Source organism: Pseudomonas sp. GW822-FHT03F04 (assembly GCF_058801405.1).
Window position 1 is genome coordinate 542,960 of sequence record NZ_JBXANF010000001.1, and the last position, 20,207, is coordinate 563,166.

Here is a 20,207-nt window from a genome sequence, read left to right on the forward strand (position 1 = left end):
TGCGGGCCGCGATCCGGTTTCACTGCGAATGGCTTACTTGTGCTCGTGAACCACGTGCCACACGTCCTTCATCCCATCGCCTTTCATCTCTCCAGGCTTCTCGTCCTTCATGAACGTATACAGCGGTTTGCCGTCGTAGGCGTACTGCATCATGCCGTCATCACGTTTGATGACCGTCCATTTGCCTTCGGCCTTGGCGCCCGCCGGAGCCATCATCGGTGGCCAGTTCTTGGCGCAATCGCCGTTGCACATCGACTTGCCGCCAGCGTCCTTGTCGAACGTATAAACGGTCATGCCTTTGTGATCGACCATCATGCCGTCTTTCATCATGGCCGGCTCGGCCGCCATCGCCAGTCCAGGAAGAGTCAGGGCGGCAGCCATCAGCAAAGCCTTAAAGGAAGCAGTCATTTGAGTCATGGAAACCTTCTTTTGTGGTTGTCAGGATTCGGACTTAGAGCTTAGTTCAGGATCTGCACAATCGCCGCTGGACTAAAATACTGTCACACGACTGCAATAATTCCGTTATCTAATGCGGCGCAAGACAGTTAAATGACAAGAGGATTAAGGCATGGTTGGCAGGAGCATTCTGATCGTCGACGACGAAGCGCCCATTCGCGAAATGATCGCCGTTGCGTTGGAAATGGCCGGCTATGACTGCCTCGAGGCAGAGAACTCGCAGCAGGCGCACGCCATTATCGTCGACCGCAAACCGGACCTGATCCTGCTCGACTGGATGCTGCCCGGCACCTCCGGCATCGAGCTGGCCCGCCGCCTCAAGCGTGACGAGCTGACCGGGGACATCCCGATCATCATGCTCACCGCCAAGGGCGAAGAAGACAACAAGATCCAGGGTCTGGAAGTCGGTGCCGACGACTACATCACCAAACCGTTTTCCCCACGCGAACTGGTGGCACGCCTCAAGGCCGTGCTGCGTCGCGCCGGTCCGACCGATGGCGAAGCGCCAATCGAAGTCGGCGGCCTGCTGCTCGACCCGATCAGCCACCGCGTGACCATCGACGGCCGTCCGGCCGAAATGGGCCCGACCGAATACCGTCTGCTGCAATTCTTCATGACCCACCAGGAACGTGCCTACACTCGTGGCCAGTTGCTGGACCAGGTCTGGGGCGGCAACGTCTATGTTGAAGAGCGCACGGTCGACGTGCACATCCGACGCCTGCGCAAGGCGCTCGGCGACGCCTACGAAAATCTGGTACAAACCGTGCGCGGCACTGGCTATCGGTTCTCCACCAAGGCCTGAGCCGAGCGCCCTCCCCGCAGACAAGGACCGCATTTTCCGTGAACCAAAACTGGCATGGCACCCTGATTCGCCACATGCTGTTGCTGGTCACCGGCTGCCTGGTGATCGGCCTGATCACCGGCTACTACGGCTGGAGTCTGGCGGCGGGACTGGGCCTGTACCTGGCCTGGACGCTCAAGCAACTGCTGCGCCTGCACGAATGGCTGCGCCTGCACCAACCCGATGAAGCACCGCCCGACGGCTATGGCCTGTGGGGTGAAGTATTCGACAGCATCTACCACCTGCAACGCCGCGACCAACGGGTACGCGGACGCCTGCAAGCGGTGATCGACCGCGTTCAGGAATCCACCGCCGCGCTGAAAGACGCGGTGATCATGCTCGACAGCGACGGCAACCTGGAATGGTGGAACCGCGCCGCCGAAACCCTGCTCGGCCTGAAAACCCCACAGGACAGCGGCCAGCCGGTGACCAACCTGGTTCGCCATCCGCGCTTCAAGGAATACTTCGAGCAGGAAAGCTACGCCGAACCGCTGGAAATCCCCTCGCCGACCAATGACCGCGTACGCATCCAGCTGTACCTCACGCGCTACGGCAACAACGAACACTTGATGCTGGTGCGCGACGTCACGCGCATTCATCAGCTGGAACAGATGCGCAAAGACTTCATCGCCAACGTCTCCCACGAGCTGCGCACACCGCTGACGGTGATCTGTGGCTACCTGGAAACCCTGCTCGACAACGTCGAGGAAGTGAACCCGCGCTGGAGCCGCGCCCTGCAGCAGATGCAGCAACAGGGCGGACGCATGCAAACCCTGCTCAACGACTTGCTGCTGCTGGCCAAACTGGAAGCCACCGATTACCCGTCGGACAACCAGCCCGTGCATATCGACACCCTGCTGCAGTCGATCAAGAGCGATGCGCAGCAGTTGTCAGGCTCAAAGAATCAGCGCATCACCCTGGAAGCCGACACCAGCATCCTGCTCAAGGGCAGCGAGGCGGAACTGCGCAGTGCGTTTTCCAACCTGGTGTTCAACGCCGTCAAATACACCCCGGCCGAAGGCAATATCCGCATCCGCTGGTGGGGCGACGATCAGGGCGCGCACCTGAGCGTGCAGGATTCCGGGATCGGCATCGACAGCAAACACCTGCCGCGCCTGACCGAACGCTTCTACCGCGTCGACTCCAGCCGCAACTCCAACACCGGCGGCACGGGCCTGGGCCTGGCCATCGTCAAACACGTGTTGCTGCGCCACCGCGCACGGATGGAGATCAGCAGCGTGCCCGGCCACGGCAGCACATTCACCTGCCATTTCGCCCCGGCGCAGGTCGCCCAGGCACGGGTCATCAGCGCCGCTGAGTAATGCCGGACTAGGCAATCGCCAGGTCAGCCGCTACATTGGCTGACTTGCGCCTGCCTTTCAGGCGCGATTTCTTCTCTCTTACGAATCACACGGAACCCGCAAAACTCCATCATGGACCCTTCCCCTGGCTTGTCCCTCGCTACCATTTTCGCCGATTTCGGCATGATTCTTTTCGCTCTGATCCTGGTTCTGCTCAACGGCTTCTTCGTTGCGGCGGAGTTCGCCATGGTCAAACTGCGCTCGACCCGGGTCGAAGCCATCGCTGAACAGCATGGCTGGCGCGGGCACATCCTGCGCACGGTGCACAGTCAGCTCGATGCTTACCTCTCGGCGTGCCAGCTCGGTATCACCCTCGCCTCCCTCGGCCTGGGCTGGGTCGGCGAGCCGGCGTTCGCGCACATTCTCGAGCCGCTGCTGAGCGCGGTCGGCGTGCAGTCGGCCGAAGTCGTCAAAGGCATTTCGTTCTTCACCGCGTTCTTCATCATTTCCTACCTGCACATCGTGGTCGGCGAACTCGCACCCAAATCCTGGGCGATCCGCAAACCCGAATTGCTGTCGCTGTGGACGGCGGTGCCGCTGTACCTGTTCTACTGGGCCATGTACCCGGCGATCTACCTGCTCAACGCCAGCGCCAACACCATCCTGCGCATCGCAGGGCAAGGTGAACCCGGCCCGCATCACGAGCACCACTACAGCCGTGAAGAACTGAAACTGATCCTGCACTCCAGCCGTGGCCAGGACCCGAGCGACCAGGGCATGCGCGTGCTGGCCTCGGCGGTGGAAATGGGCGAGCTGGAAGTGGTCGACTGGGCCAACTCCCGGGAAGACCTGATCACCCTCGAGTTCAACGCCCCGCTGAAAGAAATCCTGGCGATGTTCCGTCGCCACAAGTTCAGCCGCTATCCGGTGTACGACAGCGAGCGCCAGGAGTTCGTCGGCCTGCTGCACATCAAGGATCTGCTGCTGGAGCTGGCGGCGCTGGATCACATTCCCGAGTCGTTCAACCTCGCCGAACTGACCCGTCCGCTGGAGCGCGTATCGCGACACATGCCGCTGTCGCAGCTGCTTGAGCAGTTCCGCAAGGGCGGCTCGCACTTCGCCGTGGTCGAAGAGGCCGACGGCAACATCATCGGCTACCTGACCATGGAAGACGTGCTGGAAGTGCTGGTCGGCGATATCCAGGACGAACACCGCAAGGCCGAGCGCGGCATCCTCGCCTATCAGCCGGGCAAACTCTTGGTACGGGGCGATACACCGCTGTTCAAGGTCGAGCGCCTGCTGGGTATCGACCTGGATCACATCGAAGCCGAAACCCTCGCCGGGCTGATCTATGAAACCCTGAAACGGGTGCCGGAAGAGGAAGAAGTGCTGGAAGTCGAAGGTCTGCGGATCATCATCAAGAAGATGAAAGGCCCGAAGATCATTCTGGCCAAGGTGCTGATGCTCGACTGACGGGGATTATCGCTTGCCCAACGCAAAGTTGGGCAACGCCCCCAGTGGCTGGTTGAACTGATACGGAATCGATACCAGCCCCCCTCCTGTATTGCGCTGCACCACGAAGTGCAGGTGCGGGCCGCTGCTGTTGCCGGTATTGCCGGACAGCGCCAGCGGACTGCCCACCGCCACTCGCTGCCCTTCCCGCACACCCACCGACCCTTGCTTGAGATGCAGATACACACCCATCGTGCCGTCGTCGTGCAGTACCCGCACGAAATTGCCGGAAGGATCGGTGCCGCGCCCGCTCTGGGAGTTCTCGGTCTTCACCACCACACCGGCCCGCGCCGCGATGATCGGCGTACCGACCGGCATGGCGATGTCCATCGCGTATTTGTTCTTCGGCCCGTAATGGCTGTAGTCGCCATTGGCACCCTGACTCAGACGGAATGGCCCGCCCCGCCATGGAAACGGGTAGCGATAGCTCTGAGCCGCGCCAGCGGGGTCACCGAGGGAATACTGGAACATCGGGGTGTACACCAGCGGCTTGCCGCCGGACACCGCCGTCAGCAACGCCAGCCGCGTATTGCTGCGCGCCGGCAGCACCCGGCGGATCGTTTCAGCCGGTGCGCCACGCACGTTGCTCATCCCGGTAAACGCCAGTGCAACCTCGACCGGCGCATACAGGTCGTTGCGCACGAACACCACGTCCGTGCCCTTCTGCTTCTTGATATCGAGATAGACCTGGCGTTCGAGGCGCTCGACCATCCGGTCCTGAAACACGAACACCTGGGAGCCTTTGCTCGGACGGTCGCTGTACGAAACCACTCCGTTGGCATCGGTGGATTTGTAGATCGTCATGGCCACAGTCGAGGTGGAGGCCATGAGCAGACCACAGAAAAACAGCAGGCGCAGGGGCATGGGCAAAAGTTCTGTCGAGTAAGGCCTGGGAATGAGCCTAGCAGCTGAAGCAGACCAGGCTAGTCGACAGATGTTTCAAATTTGGCACAGCACAAAACAAAAGGTCGCAGCCCTGGGCTGCTCCCGCATTGGAATACCATCCTTTGCGGGGCTGCCCCAGGCTGCGACCTTTTTGGCCGCGACGCTTACGCGCCCGGAACGAAGTGCTTCTGCGCCGTGCCGCGTGCGATCAGGCGGGAGATGTAGTCGAGCTTCTGCGCGTCCTGGTCGACGAAACGGAAGGTCAGTTGCAGCCAGTCGCTGTCGGCTTTCTGCTCATGCGCCACGATGGCGTGCAGGTAGCCGTTGAGGCGGGCGATTTCGGCGTTGTCGCCCTGCTCCAGATCGAGTACGGCGCTGTCGAGGATCTGCGGCAGGGTGTCGGTGCGTTTCACCACCAGCAGCGCTTCCTTGATGCTCAGGGCCTTGATCACGCATTGCTGGGTGCCGCTTGGCAGGCGCAGCTGGCCCTGACCACGACCGCTGGCCGGAGCGGCGGAGGCTGCCGGTGCTTTCACGGGCGGGCTGTTGAGCAGACCACGCTGTGGCGCGGCGGCAGGTGCCGGGGCCGCTGCAGCAGGTTTGGCAAACGGATTCACGGGAGCTGCCGCCGGTGCGGAACCGATGACCGCTGCCTTGCCGCCCGTCAGCGCGCTCAGGGAGTCGTTGCCGAACGCCGAATTCATCTTGGTCGGGGCGCTGTTCATCAGGGTGTCGAGCTTGCCGACCTTGTTCAGGGCCTGCTTGACCTTGGTCAACAGTTGCTCGTTGGTGAACGGCTTGCTGACGTAGCCGGAAACGCCGGCCTGAATCGCCTGTACCACGTTTTCCTTGTCGCCACGGCTGGTGACCATGACGAACGGCATGGTCTTGAGATTGTCCTGCTCACGGCACCAGGTCAGCAGTTCGAGGCCGGACATTTCCGGCATCTCCCAGTCGCACAGGACCAGGTCGAACGCTTCCTTGGCCAGCATGGCCTGAGCCTTTTTACCGTTGACGGCGTCCTCGGTGCGGATCCCCGGGAAGTAATTACGCAGGCACTTTTTCACCAGGTCACGAATGAACGATGCATCGTCCACGACCAACACACTGATCTTGCTCATCCAACACCCCTATTAAAATCCCGGCAAGCATAACGCTGGCTGATGGCACATTGCCAAAACTCTTCAGTCACGCCGGGACTTTTCGTTCGCGGGTGCTGCTTTTTAATTCGCTTCTGCCTTCTGAAAAGCAGAAACAAAAACGCCCGGCCAAAGGGCCGGGCGCTTTTCTCAGGCAATCTTACTTATCGTCAGCATCGCCCGGAACATTAGCGGTTTCACCACTTGTTCCTTCAACTTCTTCCTTCATGCGCTTGAGGCCCATGTGGCGCACGTCGGTGCCGCGCACCAGGTAAATCACCAACTCGGAGATGTTGCGTGCGTGATCGCCGATCCGCTCCAGCGAACGCAGCACCCAGATAATGCTCAAGACCCGCGAAATAGAGCGTGGGTCTTCCATCATGTAGGTCGCCAGCTCGCGCAGGGCCGTCTTGTATTCGCGGTCGATGATCTTGTCGTACTGCGCCACCGACAACGCCAGATCGGCGTCGAAGCGGGCAAACGCGTCCAGCGCATCGCGGACCATGTTGCGCACCTGGTCGCCGATGTGACGCACTTCGACGTAACCGCGCGGCGCTTCACCTTCTTCGCACAGCTGGATCGCACGACGGGCGATCTTGGTCGCTTCGTCGCCGATGCGTTCCAGGTCGATCACCGACTTGGAGATGCTGATGATCAGACGCAGGTCGGAAGCCGCTGGCTGACGACGGGCCAGAATGCGCAGGCATTCTTCGTCGATGTTGCGTTCCATCTGGTTGATCTGGTCGTCGATCTCGCGCACTTGTTGGGCCAGACCCGAGTCGGCCTCGATCAGCGCGGTGACCGCGTCGTTGACCTGCTTCTCGACCAGCCCGCCCATGGCCAGGAGGTGGCTGCGCACTTCTTCCAGTTCGGCGTTGAACTGCGCGGAAATGTGGTGGGTAAGGCCTTCTTTACTAATCATGTTGGCGTCCTTGGAGCGTCCGGTAAGGTGCGGCGGGCCGCAGCGTCAATTCAGTGAGCGACAACCAGTGTCTGCTAGCCGTAACGACCGGTGATGTAGTCTTCGGTCTGCTTCTTGGCCGGATTGGTGAACAGGGTATCGGTGTCGCCGAATTCCACCAGTTTGCCCATGTACATGAACGCCGTGTAGTCGGACACCCGTGCCGCCTGCTGCATGTTGTGGGTCACGATGACGATGGTGAACTTGGACTTGAGCTCGTAGATCAGCTCTTCGACTTTCAGGGTCGAGATCGGGTCGAGGGCCGAGCACGGTTCGTCGAGCAGCAGCACTTCCGGTTCCACGGCGATGGTACGGGCGATCACCAGACGTTGCTGCTGACCACCGGACAGGCCGAGTGCCGAGTCATGCAGACGGTCTTTCACTTCGTCCCACAGGGCCGCGCCTTTCAACGCCCACTCGACGGCTTCGTCGAGGATGCGTTTCTTGTTGATGCCCTGGATGCGCAGGCCGTAGACCACGTTCTCGTAGATGGTCTTCGGGAAGGGGTTAGGCTTCTGGAACACCATGCCGACCCGGCGACGCAGCTCGGCCACGTCCTCGCCCTTGCGGTAGATGTTGTTGCCGTAGAGGTTGATCGCGCCTTCGACACGGCAGCCATCCACCAGGTCGTTCATGCGGTTGAAGGTACGCAGCAGCGTGGACTTGCCGCAGCCGGACGGGCCGATGAAGGCGGTCACGCGCTGTTTCGGAATGTTCATGCTGACGTCGTACAGCGCTTGTTTCTCGCCGTAGAACAGGCTCAGGCCCGGCACTTCGATGGCCACGGTTTCCTGTTCGAGGTTCAGGCTCTGCTTGTCGCGGCCCAGGGCAGACATGTTGATGCCGTGGGTATGTGTTTCGTGCTGCATGGGAGGCTCCCTGTGCTAACAAATTCGGTTCGGTTGGCTGCCGGGAATCAGGCCGGCAGCCCTTCAATTCTTGTAACGGCGATCAGCTGTCCAGCGCCTTGTACTTCTCGCGCAGGTGGTTACGAATCCACACCGCCGACAGGTTGAGCACGGCGATCACCAGCACCAGCAGCAACGCGGTGGCGTATACCAGCGGTCGTGCGGCTTCGACGTTCGGGCTCTGGAAGCCGACGTCATAAATATGGAAGCCCAGGTGCATGATCTTCTGGTCCAGGTGCAGGTACGGATAGTTGCCATCCACCGGCAGCGACGGCGCCAGTTTCACCACGCCCACCAGCATCAGCGGCGCCACTTCACCGGCGGCGCGGGCCACGGCGAGGATCATGCCGGTCATCATGGCCGGGCTGGCCATCGGGATCACGATCTTCCACAGGGTTTCAGCCTTGGTCGCGCCGAGGGCCAGCGAGCCCTCACGCACGGTGCGGGGAATCCGTGCCAGGCCTTCTTCGGTGGCCACGATCACCACCGGCACCGCCAGCAGCGCCAGGGTCAACGAAGCCCACAGCAGACCCGGCGTACCGAAGGTCGGTGCCGGCAGCGCTTCCGGGAAGAACAAGCGGTCGACCGAACCACCCAGCACGTAGACGAAGAAGCCCAGGCCGAACACGCCGTAGACGATCGCCGGAACACCCGCGAGGTTGTTCACCGCGATCCGGATGATCCGGGTCAGGGCGTTCTGCTTGGCATATTCGCGCAGGTACACCGCCGCCAGCACGCCGAACGGGGTCACGATCATCGCCATGATCAGGGTCATCATCACGGTGCCGAAGATGGCCGGGAAGATCCCGCCTTCGGTGTTCGCTTCACGCGGATCGTCGGACAGGAATTCCCAGATCTTGCTGAAGTAGAAACCGACCTTGGTGAAGGTGCTCATGGCGTTCGGCTGGTAGGCGTGAACCACTTTGCCCAGGCCGATTTCGATTTCCTTGCCGTTGGCATCACGAGCGGTCAAAGCGTCACGGTTGAACTGCGCGTGCAGGTCGGCCAGACGGGCTTCAACGTCTTGATAGCGGGCGTTCAGCTCGGCGCGCTCGGCATCCATGTCCGCTTGCGCGGTGGCGTCGAGTTTGCCTTCCAGCTCCAGTTTGCGGCCGTGCAGACGGATGCGCTCGAGACCGGCGTTGATCGCGCCGATGTCGGTTTTTTCCAGCGACTTGAGCTGCGCGGCGAGGCCGTTCACACGGTTGATCCGCGCTTGCAGCTCCGGCCAGGCCGCTTCGCCTTCGGCGATCACCTTGCCGTCCTGTTTGACGTTGACCAGGTAGCCGTAGAAGTTGCCCCACTCGCGACGCTCGATCGCCATCAGCTCTGGCGGCGTGGTCTGGTTGGTCAGCCACTCGCCGACGATCCAGGTGAAGTCGTTGCCGTTCAGGTCACGGTTGCCGACCTTGATCAGCTCGCGAGTCATGAATTCCGGGCCGGCGTCCGGCACCGGCAGACCGGCGCTCTTCAGACGTGCACGCGGCACTTCTTCCTTCTGCACCACTTCGCCGATGACCAGGTGATTGCCCTGGCCCGGGACGTCGTAGCTGGCGTGGATCAGATCCGCCGGCCAGAAGTGACCCAGACCGCGCACGGCAATCACCGCCAGCAGGCCAATGGTCATGATGACCGCGATGGACACCGCGCCACCGCTGATCCAGACGCCCGGGGCGCCGCTCTTGAACCATCCATTCAGGGAGTTCTGTTTCACAGACTTCTACCTTTCTTAAAGCGACGAGTATTTCTTGCGCAGACGCTGACGAATCAGTTCCGCGAGGGTGTTCATGACGAAGGTGAACAACAGCAGCACCAGCGCCGAGAGGAACAGCACGCGGTAGTGGCTGCCGCCGACTTCCGACTCCGGCATTTCCACCGCGACGTTGGCGGCCAGGGTGCGCAGGCCTTCGAACAGGTTCATTTCCATGACAGGGGTGTTGCCAGTGGCCATCAGCACGATCATGGTTTCACCGACCGCACGGCCCATACCAATCATCAGCGCCGAGAAAATGCCCGGGCTGGCGGTCAGGATCACCACGCGCGTCATGGTCTGCCACGGCGTGGCACCGAGGGCCAGCGAGCCCAGGGTCAGGCCGCGCGGCACGCTGAATACGGCGTCTTCGGCGATCGAGTAGATGTTCGGGATCACCGCAAAACCCATGGCCAGACCGACCACCAGTGCGTTGCGCTGGTCGTAGGTGATGCCAAGGTCGTGGGAGATCCACATGCGCATGTCACCGCCGAAGAACCAGTTCTCCATGAACGGGCTCATGTACAGCGACAGCCAGCCCACGAACAGGATCACCGGGATCAGCAGCGCACTTTCCCAGCCATCCGGGACTTTCAGGCGGATCGATTCAGGCAGGCGGCTGAAAGTGAAACCGGCGACCAGGATGCCGATCGGCAGCAGCATCAGCAGGCTGAAAATGCCCGGCAGATGCCCTTCCACATACGGCGCGAGGAACAGGCCGGCGAAGAAGCCGAGGATCACCGTCGGCATCGCTTCCATCAGCTCGATCACCGGTTTGACCTTGCGGCGCATGCCCGGGGCCATGAAGTACGCGGTGTAGATCGCAGCAGCAACGGCCAGTGGTGCAGCCAGCAGCATCGCGTAGAACGCGGCTTTCAGGGTGCCGAAGGTCAGCGGCGACAGGCTCAGTTTCGGTTCGAAATCGGTGTTGGCAGCGGTCGATTGCCAGACGTATTTAGGCTCGTCGTAGTTCTCGTACCAGACCTTGCTCCACAGCGCGCTCCACGAGACTTCCGGGTGCGGGTTGTCGAGCAGCAGCGGTTGCAGCTTGCCGCCGGCCTCGACGATCACACGGTTGGCACGCGGCGACAGACCGAACAGGCCCTCGCCTTCGACCACTTGATCGACCAGCAAGGTGCGGTGCGCGGTGCTGTGGAACACGCCGAGCTTGCCGCTGGCATCCAGGGCCAGGAAGCCCTTGCGACGTTCTTCAGCGGTGATTTCAACGATCGGCGTCTTGCCCATCTGGAAGGTACGGATCTGCTTCAGGCGCAGTTCGCCATCGGTGTCACGGGCCATGAACCACTGGGCCAGGCCACCGGTGGAGTCGCCGACGATCAGCGAGATACCGCCCACCAGCTGGGTGGAAGCGGTAACTTGCGCGTCGGCGTTTTCCAGCAGTTTGTAGCGACCGTTGAGGCTCTTGTCGCGCAGGCTGAACACATCGGCCTGGGCACGGCCGTTGATCACGTAGAGCCATTGCTGACGCGGATCGACGAAGATGTTTTTCACCGGCTCGGTCATCTGCGGCAGATCGATACGTTTCTGCTCGTTGGTGACTTCGCCGGTCATCATGTTTTCTTCGCTGGTCAGCGACAGCACATTGAGTTGCGAACCGGTGGAGCCGACCAGCATCAGCGTCGAGTCGGTGGCGTTGAGGCTGACGTGCTCCAGCGCACCGCCGCTCTCGTTCAGCGCAATCGGCGTCTCGCCGTACGGGAACTCGACCGCCGGGGTGATGGTTTTCTTGCCATCCGGGTAGCTGACTTTATAGGTGTGACGGAACACCAGCGCCTGACCGTTGGACAGGCCCACGGCCACCAGCGGATGACCCGGCTGGTCTTCGCCGATGGAGGTCACACTGGCGCCTGCCGGCAACGGCAGATCGACGCGCTTCAATTCAGCGCCACTGTCGATGTCGAAGAACAGCGCCTGGCCCTTGTCGGAAACGCGCATGGCCACCTGATTCTGCTCTTCGAGCGAAATCATCAGTGGCTTGCCGGCGTCCTGCATCCAGGCCGGGGTGATTGCATCTTTCGCGGTCAGGTCAGCGCCCTTGAACAGAGGCGCGACGACGTAAGCGAGGAAGAAGAAGATCAGGGTGATGGCTGCCAGCACCGCCAGACCGCCGACGAGGACGTACCAGCGGGTGAAGCGATCCTTGAGCGCGCGAATGCGGCGCTTGCGTTGCAACTCAGGCGTATTGAAGTCAATGCGCTTGGGAGGGTTCGTAGTCATTTTGGAATTGGCCAGATCATTCATGCGCACACCCTAGCGATCCTGTATGACAGAAAGATGACAATGCAGTGACGCACCAAATCCGCCGCCAGCAGGGCACTGGCAGTGGATAAAAGAATTCGGGGAGTGTGGGAGCCGGGCCGCTTGCGGGCCGGGCCCCACACGTGAGTCAGGCGGGGTTCACCCCTGACTCAGTTTGTTACTTTTTTGCGACTTCAGCGCCGCCTTCCTGCAGGCCCAGGTCAGCCAGTGCTTTTGCAGCAACCTTGGCCGGCAGTGGGATGTAGCCGTCTTTCACTACCACTTCCTGGCCCTGTTTCGACAGAACCAGTTTCACGAACTCGGCTTCCAGCGGGGCCAGAGGCTTGTTCGGGGCTTTGTTGACGTATACGTACAGGAAACGGGACAGCGGGTACTTGCCGTTCAGGGCGTTTTCTTCGGTGTCTTCGATGAAATCGGTGCTGCCTTTCTTCGACAGAGCAACGGTTTTCACGCTGGCGGTCTTGTAGCCGATGCCCGAGTAACCGATGCCGTTCAGCGAGGAGCTGATCGACTGCACGACCGAAGCCGAGCCTGGTTGTTCGTTGACGTTAGGCTTGTAGTCGCCTTTGCACAGGGCTTCTTCCTTGAAGTAGCCGTAGGTGCCGGATACCGAGTTACGACCGAACAGTTGAACCGGCTTGTTGGCCAGGTCACCGGTCACGCCCAGGTCGCCCCAGGTTTTAACGTCGGCTTTGGCGCCGCACAGACGGGTGGACGAGAAGATCGCGTCAACCTGTTCCATGGTCAGGTGCTGGATCGGGTTGTCCTTGTGCACGAATACAGCCAGGGCGTCCACGGCAACCGGGATAGCGGTTGGCTTGTAGCCGTATTTCTGTTCGAAGGCCGCCAGTTCGGTGTCCTTCATTTTGCGGCTCATCGGGCCCAGGTTGGAGGTGCCTTCGGTCAGCGCAGGTGGCGCGGTGGCGGAGCCAGCGGCCTGAATCTGGATGTTTACGTTCGGGTATTCTTTTTTGTAGTTCTCGGCCCACAAGGTCATGAGGTTGGCCAGGGTATCGGAGCCGACGCTGGACAGGTTGCCCGACACACCAGTGGTCTTGGTGTAGCTCGGGATCGACGGGTCAACAGCGGCGAACGCGTTGGCGGTCGCAACGCCAGCAGCGACAAAAGTCATTGCCGCCATCAAACGCTTCAGTTTCATGCCTTACTCCTAGCAGATAGGGGGTGTTAAGTCGGGGCCAAGTATCAGCAGGCCGTGTGAACACTCTATGGCTGAAATATGACAATTGGATGAAAGGCCAGCATCCCCTGTCGGAAGGCTGGCCTTTCAGTTGTAACCGAACGTGTGAGGCTGATTCAGCGGCGTGAATTACCGGCCCTTGCTCCACAGCCAGGCGCCGACCAGGATCCCCATCCCGCACAGTACCGCCACGTAATAGGCAGGCCCCATCGCGCTTTCCTTCAGCAGCAGACTGACCACCATCGGGGTCAGGCCGCCGAAGATGGCGTAAGCGACGTTATAAGAGAAGGACAGACCGCTGAAGCGCACCACCGGCGGGAACGCCTTGACCATCACATACGGCACCGCGCCGATGGTGCCGACCAGAAAACCGGTCAGCGCATACAGCGGGAACAGCCAGTTCGGGTGATCGGCGAGGCTGTGATAGAAGGTCCAGGAGCTGATCAGCAAGCCCAGGCAACCGAACACGAACACACGACCGGCACCAAAGCGATCGGCCAATGCACCGGAAATGATGCAGCCCAGGCTCAGGAACACGATCGCCAGGCTGTTGGATTGCAGCGCGGTGGTCGGCGAGAAGTGATAGACCGTCTGCAGCACGGTCGGGGTCATCAGGATCACCACGACGATGCCGGCGGACAGCAGCCAGGTCAGCAGCATCGAAATGGCGATCGCACCGCGATGGTCACGCAGCACCGCGCGCAGCGGCACTTCTTCGGCCAGGGCCTTGCGCTGTTGCAGCTCGGCGAACACCGGGGTCTCGTGCAGCCAGCGGCGCAGGTAGACCGAGAACAGACCGAACACGCCACCGAGCAGGAACGGGATCCGCCAGGCGTAATCCGAGACTTCCACTGGCGTATAGATGCTGTTGATCGCGGTGGCGACCAGCGAGCCCAGCAGGATGCCGGCGGTCAGGCCGCTGGTCAGGGTCCCGCAGGCGTAACCAATGTGCTTCCCGGGTACGTGTTCGGAAACGAAGACCCACGCCCCCGGCACTTCGCCGCCAATCGCCGCGCCCTGGATGACGCGCATCAACAGCAGCAGGATCGGCGCCCACATGCCGATCTGTGCATAAGTTGGCAGCAGGCCCATGATCAGGGTCGGCACGGCCATCATGAAGATGCTCAGGGTGAACATCTTCTTGCGCCCCAGCAGGTCGCCGAAGTGCGCCATGACGATCCCGCCCAACGGCCGCGCGAGGTAACCGGCGGCGAAGATGCCGAAGGTCTGCATCAGGCGCAGCCACTCGGGCATGTCGGCCGGGAAGAACAACTTGCCGACCACGGTGGCAAAGAACACGAAAATGATGAAATCGTAAAACTCCAGCGCGCCCCCCAGGGCCGATAGCGACAGAGTCTTGTAGTCATTGCGGGTCAACGGTCGTGCGGGTTGGTCGGACTGCGCGAGGCTCGAGGGCGCTGTGGTCATGGCAAGGTCTTCTCTTATAGTCGGATCTGCCGCCACAACAACGCTGGCTGTGGCTCGGGCAGGTTCGGCACCATAGCAAATTGTTCGAAAAAGCACATAGAGGCGCGTTTTTGACGGTCGAAATGAGAACCGGACGGTCGTCGCGGAGTCTACCGACCGATATACTCGCAATCTTGCTCCCGCTTGTAGGGGGTTGCTGTGCGAAAACGTCGTTGGTCGCCTTGGCGCGTGGATCCAGCCGGTTTCGCAGAGTTTCCCCTTTAGACGCCTTATGGAAAACGTGACGAACGTAGTATGTTCGGTGCTGAATCGTTTTTCCTGAAGACGGCTACCACCAGCAATACCCAACGAAGAGTCACGGGTCAGAGGCACCCCCGGCATGATAGAGCTCGAACAAGAAGATCCGATCCCGCAAGGCGACCTGGCCCTGCAAATCACCGCGCTTCCTCGCGAAACCAACGGCTTTGGCGATATTTTCGGCGGCTGGCTGGTGGCGCAGATGGACCTGGCCGGCACTGCAATGGCCAGCCGCGTCGCCGGTGGCCGTGTCGCGACCGTTGCCATCGATCGCATGGCGTTTCTGGTGCCGGTGGCTGTCGGCGCGCAATTGTCCTTTTATACCCAGACCCTGGAAATCGGTCGCAGCTCGATCCAGATGATGGTCGAGGTGTGGAGCGACGATCCGCTGTCCAGCGAGTGGCGTAAGGTGACCGAAGCGGTGTTCGTGTTCGTTGCCATCGATGGCAGCGGTCGCACTCGCTCCGTTCCGCCACGCGCACGTTAAACCTCGCGGCCGTTTGCAGGTCGATAGTCGTCCCAAGTTGCTGATTCGAGAGTTGTCCCATGAACACGCCCAACGTTGAAGCCGTGAAACTGGATGAATTGAACTGCTGGCGCATCCGCCACGGTCAGGCTGAAGTGCTGGTCGCCCAGCAAGGCGCGCACATCCTCAGTTATCAGGTGGACGGCCAGCCGCCGCTGATCTGGCTGAACGACAAGGCCGTGTTCAAGACCGGCAAGAGCATCCGCGCCGGCGTGCCGGTGTGCTGGCCATGGTTCGGCGTCTTCGCCCGCAACCCGCAGAGCGTTCAGGCGATGCGTGTGAGCGAAGAACCGGCCGCCGCTCACGGTTTTGTCCGGGCGATGGATTGGGAACTGGGCGGTATCGAAACCGAGGGCGAAAGCCTGAAAGTGGAATTCAAGCTGCCCTACCCGGAAGGTGGTTTTCCGGGCTGGCCGCATCAGGTCGATCTGACCCTGACCCTGCGCCTCGACGACCAACTGCACATCAGCCTGACCAGCCACAACCGGGGCGCCGACACCGTCAGCATCAGCCAGGCGCTGCACAGTTACTTCGCCGTCAGCGATGTGCGCAACGTGCGCGTCGAAGGCGTGGACGGCCTGGATTACATCGAGACCCTGGATGACTGGAAGACGCACAACCAGCACGGTGACTTGCGCTTTGCCGGGGAAACCGACCGCATCTACCTCGATGCTCCGCCGCAACTGAGCATCGTCGATCCGGCCTGGGAACGGCGCATTGTGCTGACCGCCAGCGGTTCACGCACGGCAGTGATCTGGAACCCGTGGATCGACCGCGCCGCCGCGTTCAGCGACATGGACAACGATGGCTGGCAGCGCATGCTGTGCATCGAGACGGCGAACGTGATGGACGATGTGGTGACCCTGGCACCGGAAGCCAGCCACACCATGGGTGTCAGCGTCGGCAGCCAGCCACTCTGAAAACAAAAATCGCAGCCCCAGTGCTGCGATTTTTTTTGCTGCTTGGATTTACAGATCCTTTTCCTGCACCACCCGCACCTTGTCCGCTTCCAGCGCATAGGCCGCATCGGCCAGGTCATTGCTGACCTTTTCGATCTTCAGCGTGCCGGTCACCCACAGCGGTGTATAGATGTCGTCCAGCTTCAAACCCTTTGGATAACGCACCAGCACCAGTTGGTTCGGCGGCGGTGGCGGCACGTGGATGCACGCGCCCGGGTACGGCACCAGGAAAAACAACGTGCTGCGGCCCTTGGCGTCGGACTCCAGCGGCACCGGATAACCGCCGATACGGATGTGTTTGTCGTTCATCGACGCCACGGTCTTGGTCGAGTACATCACCGCCGGCAAACCTTTGGCCTGCTTCATCCCGCCCTTCTCGGTGAAGGTGCCGGTGGCTTCCGGGGAGTTGTGGTCGATTTCAGGCATGGCCTCGAGGGCTTTCTGATCCGACTTGGGCATCAGTTCCAGCCAGTCGGTTTCCGGCAGATCGCCGGCGTGGGCCAGACCGCTGCCCAGCAAAAGGAGAGTCAACAGAAGACGGCGCATGAAGATGCTCGCAGGAAGGAGGAAACAGTCAATCGCCGAGCATTCTAGCCCTCTCCACCGGTTTGGCAGAGAGGGCTTTGTCGCTTTGGATCAGTTCTTTTTGATCAGGCCGTAGATCACCAGCAGGATGATCGCGCCCACCAGCGCACCGATGAAGCCTGCACCCTGGCCCGCGTGATAAATGCCCAGGGCCTGACCGCCGTAAGTGGCTGCCAGCGAACCGCCGATGCCCAGCAGGATGGTCATGATCCAGCCCATGCTGTCATCGCCCGGTTTCAGGAACCGTGCCAGCAGGCCAACGATCAGGCCGATAAAAATGGTTCCGATAATTCCCATGGCATTTCCCTCTGATTGATTGGCTATAGCCTAGCCAGACTTTGGCATCCTGCCATCAGAGAACGGCGGCCCCTAATGGTTCCGCCGCTGCCAGATGAAACTCTCGTTACTCGGCGATCAGCGCCTCAACCTTGAGGATCTGCTGCTCGAGGGTCGCCTTGTCCTTGCAACGCAGGTTGGCGTGACCGACCTTGCGCCCGGCCTTGAACGCCTTGCCGTAGTGATGCAGGTGGCAATCGTCGATGGCGATGACTTTTTCAACCGGCGGAACGACACCGATGAAGTTGAGCATCGCGCTCTCGCCGACCTTCGCGGTCGAACCCAGCGGCAGACCGGCTACGGCCCGCAGGTGGTTTTCGAACTGGCTGCACTCGGCGCCTTCGGTGGTCCAGTGCCCGGAGTTGTGCACGCGCGGGGCGATTTCGTTGGCCTTGAGGCCACCGTCGACTTCAAAGAACTCGAATGCCATCACGCCAACGTAGTCCAGCTGCTTGAGGACGCGGCTGGAGTAGCCTTCGGCCAGGGCCTGCAACGGGTGATCGGTACTGGCGATCGACAGCTTGAGAATGCCGCTGTCGTGGGTGTTGTGCACCAATGGATAGAACTTCGTCTCGCCATCACGGGCGCGCACGGCGATCAGCGACACTTCGCCGGTGAACGGCACGAAGCCTTCCAGCAGGCAGGCCACGCTGCCCAGCTCGGCGAATGTGCCGACCACGTCTTCAGGCTTGCGCAGGACTTTCTGGCCCTTGCCGTCGTAACCCAGGGTGCGGGTTTTCAGCACGGCAGGCAGGCCGATCGAAGCGACGGCGGCGTCCAGATCGGCTTGCGACTGGATGTCGGCGAACGCCGGGGTCGGGATCCCCAGGTCCTTGAACATGCTCTTCTCGAACCAGCGGTCGCGAGCGATGCGCAGGGCTTCAGCGCTCGGGTAGACCGGCACGAATTGCGAAAGGAACGCCACGGTTTCAGCCGGGACGCTTTCGAACTCGAAGGTCACCAGATCGACTTCATCGGCCAGCTGACGCAGGTGATCCTGATCGCCGTAATCGGCCCGCAGGTGTTCACCCAGTGCAGCGGCGCAAGCGTCCGGCGCAGGGTCGAGGAAAGCGAAGTTCATGCCCAGCGGGGTGCCCGCCAGGGCCAACATGCGACCCAACTGGCCGCCACCGATTACACCGATCTTCATCTCAACAACCTCAGGCAATACGTGGGTCTGGATTGTCCAGGACGCTGTCTGTCTGCTCGGCACGGAAGGTCTTCAGTACCGCGTGGAATTGTGGATGCTTGGCGCCCAGGATGCTCGCAGACAGCAAGGCTGCGTTGATCGCGCCCGCCTTGCCGATGGCCAGGGTGGCAACCGGGATGCCGGCCGGCATCTGCACGATCGACAGCAGCGAATCGACGCCCGAGAGCATCGCCGACTGCACCGGTACGCCCAGCACCGGCAGGTGGGTCTTGGCCGCACACATGCCTGGCAGGTGGGCTGCGCCACCGGCACCGGCGATGATCACCTCGATGCCGCGGCCTTCAGCCTCTTCGGCGTACTGGAACAGCAGATCCGGGGTGCGGTGGGCAGAAACCACCTTGACCTCGTACGGGATGCCGAGCTTTTCCAGCATATCGGCGGTGTGGCTAAGGGTGGACCAATCGGACTTGGAGCCCATGATCACGCCAACCAGTGCACTCATCGTCGCGCCTCTTCTCTCTGGGCGCCCGCAGGCGCGTCAAAAACAACAAGCCACGCAGAATGCGTGGCTTGTTGTAGGAAAAATGGCCGGACGAACCGGCCGAAGGCCGCGCAGTATACCGCAAAGAAAGCAATAAACAGCCCCCGATGCGACCATCTGTCAAATGAGCCAAAGCCCCGGTTTTATTGACTCAAAGGTCAGCGCCAGCGCATTCAGGAAGATTGTGCCGCACCGCCTTCAAGCTTGCGCCACAACAACCGTACATTGGCCTTGCGCACCAGCGCGCAGCGGTACAGGCGAATTTCCAGCGGCACGTGCCATTGCGGGCCGCCGCAGACCACCAGTTCGCCACGGGCGAGCTCGTTGCGCACGCTCAGTTGCGGCACCCAGGCAATGCCGAGGCCTTCGAGGGCCATGCTTTTCAGGCTGTCGGCCATGGCGGTTTCATAAATAGTGGTGAAGCGCAGCGCACGCTGGCGCAACAAGCCGTTCACCGAGCGCCCGAGAAACGCCCCGGCGCTGTAGGCCAGCAGCGGCACACTGGCCTCGCCTTCAAGATCGAACAGCGGTTTGCCATTGGCGTCCGCCGCGCACACCGGAAGCATTTCGGTCTGCCCCAGGTGCAGCGACGGGAAAATTTCCGGGTCCATCTGCATCGCTGCGTCCGGGTCGTAGAACGCCAGCATCAGATCGCAGCCACCTTCACGCAGCGCGTGCACGGCATCGCCGACGTTGGTCGCCACCAGCCGCGTGGCGATGTTCAGGCCTTCGTTGCGCAGTTGCGCGATCCAGCGCGGGAAGAAACCGAGCGCCAGCGAGTGCGCCGCCGCCACTTGAATCACTTCGCCCTGCCCGCCTTCCAGATGATGGAGGTGGCGCAGCACTTCGCCGAGCTGTTCGACCACCGTGCGCGCGGTCACCAGAAACAGTTGCCCCGCCGCCGTCAGTTCGATCGGCGTGCGCGAGCGGTTGACCAGCGTCAGCCCGAGCGCCGCCTCCAGGCTGCGGATCCGCCGACTGAAGGCCGGCTGGGTCACGAAGCGCCGTTCGGCCGCCTGCGAGAAGCTGCGAGTGGCGGCCAGAGCACTGAAGTCCTCGAGCCATTTGCTTTCCAGATTCATCACGTCCTCCCGGACACGCACCAAAACAGGTCACACGTCTGCCGCGCACGCGGCGTCACACGGGCATTATGC

General features: G+C 61.5%; 19 protein-coding genes. 5 read left to right on the forward strand and 14 right to left on the reverse strand.

Annotated elements, in window-relative coordinates; all coding sequences use genetic code 11:
* Positions 1-33: 33 nt before the first annotated feature.
* On the reverse strand, positions 34-417 hold the full coding sequence (locus tag AC1RMX_RS02605; protein ID WP_096817176.1) for a COG4315 family predicted lipoprotein: 384 nt from the start codon (positions 415-417) through the stop codon (positions 34-36).
* Between the two features lie 151 nt (positions 418-568).
* Between AC1RMX_RS02605 and phoB the strand changes: the two genes are divergently transcribed.
* From phoB to AC1RMX_RS02620, 3 genes are all read left to right on the forward strand, one after another.
* Positions 569-1,258, forward strand: a complete 690-nt coding sequence (gene phoB / locus AC1RMX_RS02610) for a phosphate regulon transcriptional regulator PhoB (RefSeq protein WP_003229608.1) — start codon at positions 569-571, stop codon at positions 1,256-1,258.
* Positions 1,259-1,332: 74 nt separating this feature from the next.
* On the forward strand, positions 1,333-2,619 hold the full coding sequence (gene phoR, locus AC1RMX_RS02615) for a phosphate regulon sensor histidine kinase PhoR (RefSeq protein WP_218887987.1): 1,287 nt from the start codon (positions 1,333-1,335) through the stop codon (positions 2,617-2,619).
* 111 nt (positions 2,620-2,730) lie between these two features.
* Positions 2,731-4,071 (forward strand): hemolysin family protein, encoded by a 1,341-nt coding sequence (locus tag AC1RMX_RS02620; protein WP_096817174.1) that lies wholly within the window; start codon positions 2,731-2,733, stop codon positions 4,069-4,071.
* Between the two features lie 6 nt (positions 4,072-4,077).
* Here the strand turns inward: AC1RMX_RS02620 and AC1RMX_RS02625 are convergent, their stop codons facing one another.
* The 8 genes from AC1RMX_RS02625 to AC1RMX_RS02660 form a co-directional block, all read right to left on the reverse strand.
* Complete coding sequence (locus AC1RMX_RS02625) at positions 4,078-4,974, reverse strand: peptidoglycan DD-metalloendopeptidase family protein (RefSeq protein WP_096817172.1); 897 nt, start codon at positions 4,972-4,974, stop codon at positions 4,078-4,080.
* A 185-nt stretch (positions 4,975-5,159) separates the two neighbouring features.
* Positions 5,160-6,116: a response regulator gene (locus AC1RMX_RS02630; RefSeq protein ID WP_096817171.1), complete on the reverse strand. Its 957-nt coding sequence runs from the start codon at positions 6,114-6,116 to the stop codon at positions 5,160-5,162.
* Between the two features lie 178 nt (positions 6,117-6,294).
* A complete protein-coding gene (gene phoU, locus AC1RMX_RS02635; RefSeq protein WP_007954334.1) occupies positions 6,295-7,056 on the reverse strand; it encodes a phosphate signaling complex protein PhoU in 762 nt (253 codons plus the stop codon).
* 74 nt (positions 7,057-7,130) lie between these two features.
* On the reverse strand, positions 7,131-7,964 hold the full coding sequence (pstB, locus tag AC1RMX_RS02640; RefSeq protein WP_065258233.1) for a phosphate ABC transporter ATP-binding protein PstB: 834 nt from the start codon (positions 7,962-7,964) through the stop codon (positions 7,131-7,133).
* A gap of 82 nt (positions 7,965-8,046) precedes the next feature.
* Complete coding sequence (pstA, locus tag AC1RMX_RS02645; protein WP_096817169.1) at positions 8,047-9,717, reverse strand: phosphate ABC transporter permease PstA; 1,671 nt, start codon at positions 9,715-9,717, stop codon at positions 8,047-8,049.
* 15 nt (positions 9,718-9,732) lie between these two features.
* A complete protein-coding gene (locus AC1RMX_RS02650; protein WP_173861303.1) occupies positions 9,733-11,766 on the reverse strand; it encodes an ABC transporter permease subunit in 2,034 nt (677 codons plus the stop codon).
* 424 nt (positions 11,767-12,190) lie between these two features.
* Positions 12,191-13,192 carry a phosphate ABC transporter substrate-binding protein PstS gene (locus tag AC1RMX_RS02655; protein WP_065258236.1) on the reverse strand — a complete coding sequence of 334 codons (1,002 nt, stop codon included), beginning with the start codon at positions 13,190-13,192 and terminating at the stop codon, positions 12,191-12,193.
* Positions 13,193-13,360: 168 nt separating this feature from the next.
* Positions 13,361-14,659 carry an MFS transporter gene (locus tag AC1RMX_RS02660; protein ID WP_493070310.1) on the reverse strand — a complete coding sequence of 433 codons (1,299 nt, stop codon included), beginning with the start codon at positions 14,657-14,659 and terminating at the stop codon, positions 13,361-13,363.
* 379 nt (positions 14,660-15,038) lie between these two features.
* Here AC1RMX_RS02660 and AC1RMX_RS02665 point away from each other — a divergent pair, with 379 nt between their 5' ends.
* Both AC1RMX_RS02665 and AC1RMX_RS02670 read left to right on the forward strand, forming a co-directional pair.
* Positions 15,039-15,443, forward strand: coding sequence for an acyl-CoA thioesterase (locus AC1RMX_RS02665; protein ID WP_003229628.1), 405 nt, complete (start codon positions 15,039-15,041; stop codon positions 15,441-15,443).
* Positions 15,444-15,502: 59 nt separating this feature from the next.
* The gene (locus AC1RMX_RS02670) at positions 15,503-16,402 is read left to right on the forward strand and encodes a D-hexose-6-phosphate mutarotase (RefSeq protein WP_493070312.1); all 900 of its coding nucleotides are present in this window, start codon (positions 15,503-15,505) and stop codon (positions 16,400-16,402) included.
* A gap of 48 nt (positions 16,403-16,450) precedes the next feature.
* Here AC1RMX_RS02670 and AC1RMX_RS02675 read toward each other — a convergent pair whose 3' ends face one another.
* From AC1RMX_RS02675 to AC1RMX_RS02695, 5 genes are all read right to left on the reverse strand, one after another.
* Positions 16,451-16,987: a DUF3299 domain-containing protein gene (locus tag AC1RMX_RS02675; protein WP_096817160.1), complete on the reverse strand. Its 537-nt coding sequence runs from the start codon at positions 16,985-16,987 to the stop codon at positions 16,451-16,453.
* Positions 16,988-17,077: 90 nt separating this feature from the next.
* The gene (locus tag AC1RMX_RS02680; protein ID WP_096817158.1) at positions 17,078-17,323 is read right to left on the reverse strand and encodes a GlsB/YeaQ/YmgE family stress response membrane protein; all 246 of its coding nucleotides are present in this window, start codon (positions 17,321-17,323) and stop codon (positions 17,078-17,080) included.
* Between the two features lie 106 nt (positions 17,324-17,429).
* The gene (locus tag AC1RMX_RS02685; protein WP_102620660.1) at positions 17,430-18,512 is read right to left on the reverse strand and encodes a 5-(carboxyamino)imidazole ribonucleotide synthase; all 1,083 of its coding nucleotides are present in this window, start codon (positions 18,510-18,512) and stop codon (positions 17,430-17,432) included.
* Positions 18,513-18,522: 10 nt separating this feature from the next.
* The gene (purE, locus tag AC1RMX_RS02690; protein ID WP_007954291.1) at positions 18,523-19,014 is read right to left on the reverse strand and encodes a 5-(carboxyamino)imidazole ribonucleotide mutase; all 492 of its coding nucleotides are present in this window, start codon (positions 19,012-19,014) and stop codon (positions 18,523-18,525) included.
* A 212-nt stretch (positions 19,015-19,226) separates the two neighbouring features.
* Positions 19,227-20,135 carry a LysR substrate-binding domain-containing protein gene (locus AC1RMX_RS02695; protein WP_493070314.1) on the reverse strand — a complete coding sequence of 303 codons (909 nt, stop codon included), beginning with the start codon at positions 20,133-20,135 and terminating at the stop codon, positions 19,227-19,229.
* Between the last annotated feature and the right edge of the window lie 72 nt (positions 20,136-20,207).

What these genes read in the sequence shown, in the direction of transcription:
- AC1RMX_RS02685 (WP_102620660.1), bottom strand. Translation starts at nt 18,512, where the DNA reads ATGAAGATCGGTGTAATCGGTGGCGGCCAGTTGGGTCGCATGTTGGCC.
- AC1RMX_RS02670 (WP_493070312.1), top strand. Translation starts at nt 15,503, where the DNA reads ATGAACACGCCCAACGTTGAAGCCGTGAAACTGGATGAATTGAACTGC.
- purE (WP_007954291.1), bottom strand. Translation starts at nt 19,014, where the DNA reads ATGAGTGCACTGGTTGGCGTGATCATGGGCTCCAAGTCCGATTGGTCC.
- phoB (WP_003229608.1), top strand. Translation starts at nt 569, where the DNA reads ATGGTTGGCAGGAGCATTCTGATCGTCGACGACGAAGCGCCCATTCGC.
- AC1RMX_RS02680 (WP_096817158.1), bottom strand. Translation starts at nt 17,323, where the DNA reads ATGGGAATTATCGGAACCATTTTTATCGGCCTGATCGTTGGCCTGCTG.
- AC1RMX_RS02630 (WP_096817171.1), bottom strand. Translation starts at nt 6,116, where the DNA reads ATGAGCAAGATCAGTGTGTTGGTCGTGGACGATGCATCGTTCATTCGT.
- AC1RMX_RS02605 (WP_096817176.1), bottom strand. Translation starts at nt 417, where the DNA reads ATGACTCAAATGACTGCTTCCTTTAAGGCTTTGCTGATGGCTGCCGCC.
- phoR (WP_218887987.1), top strand. Translation starts at nt 1,333, where the DNA reads ATGCTGTTGCTGGTCACCGGCTGCCTGGTGATCGGCCTGATCACCGGC.
- AC1RMX_RS02695 (WP_493070314.1), bottom strand. Translation starts at nt 20,135, where the DNA reads ATGAATCTGGAAAGCAAATGGCTCGAGGACTTCAGTGCTCTGGCCGCC.
- AC1RMX_RS02625 (WP_096817172.1), bottom strand. Translation starts at nt 4,974, where the DNA reads ATGCCCCTGCGCCTGCTGTTTTTCTGTGGTCTGCTCATGGCCTCCACC.
- AC1RMX_RS02620 (WP_096817174.1), top strand. Translation starts at nt 2,731, where the DNA reads ATGGACCCTTCCCCTGGCTTGTCCCTCGCTACCATTTTCGCCGATTTC.
- AC1RMX_RS02675 (WP_096817160.1), bottom strand. Translation starts at nt 16,987, where the DNA reads ATGCGCCGTCTTCTGTTGACTCTCCTTTTGCTGGGCAGCGGTCTGGCC.
- phoU (WP_007954334.1), bottom strand. Translation starts at nt 7,056, where the DNA reads ATGATTAGTAAAGAAGGCCTTACCCACCACATTTCCGCGCAGTTCAAC.
- AC1RMX_RS02665 (WP_003229628.1), top strand. Translation starts at nt 15,039, where the DNA reads ATGATAGAGCTCGAACAAGAAGATCCGATCCCGCAAGGCGACCTGGCC.
- AC1RMX_RS02655 (WP_065258236.1), bottom strand. Translation starts at nt 13,192, where the DNA reads ATGAAACTGAAGCGTTTGATGGCGGCAATGACTTTTGTCGCTGCTGGC.
- AC1RMX_RS02650 (WP_173861303.1), bottom strand. Translation starts at nt 11,766, where the DNA reads ATGCAGGACGCCGGCAAGCCACTGATGATTTCGCTCGAAGAGCAGAAT.
- pstB (WP_065258233.1), bottom strand. Translation starts at nt 7,964, where the DNA reads ATGCAGCACGAAACACATACCCACGGCATCAACATGTCTGCCCTGGGC.
- AC1RMX_RS02660 (WP_493070310.1), bottom strand. Translation starts at nt 14,659, where the DNA reads ATGACCACAGCGCCCTCGAGCCTCGCGCAGTCCGACCAACCCGCACGA.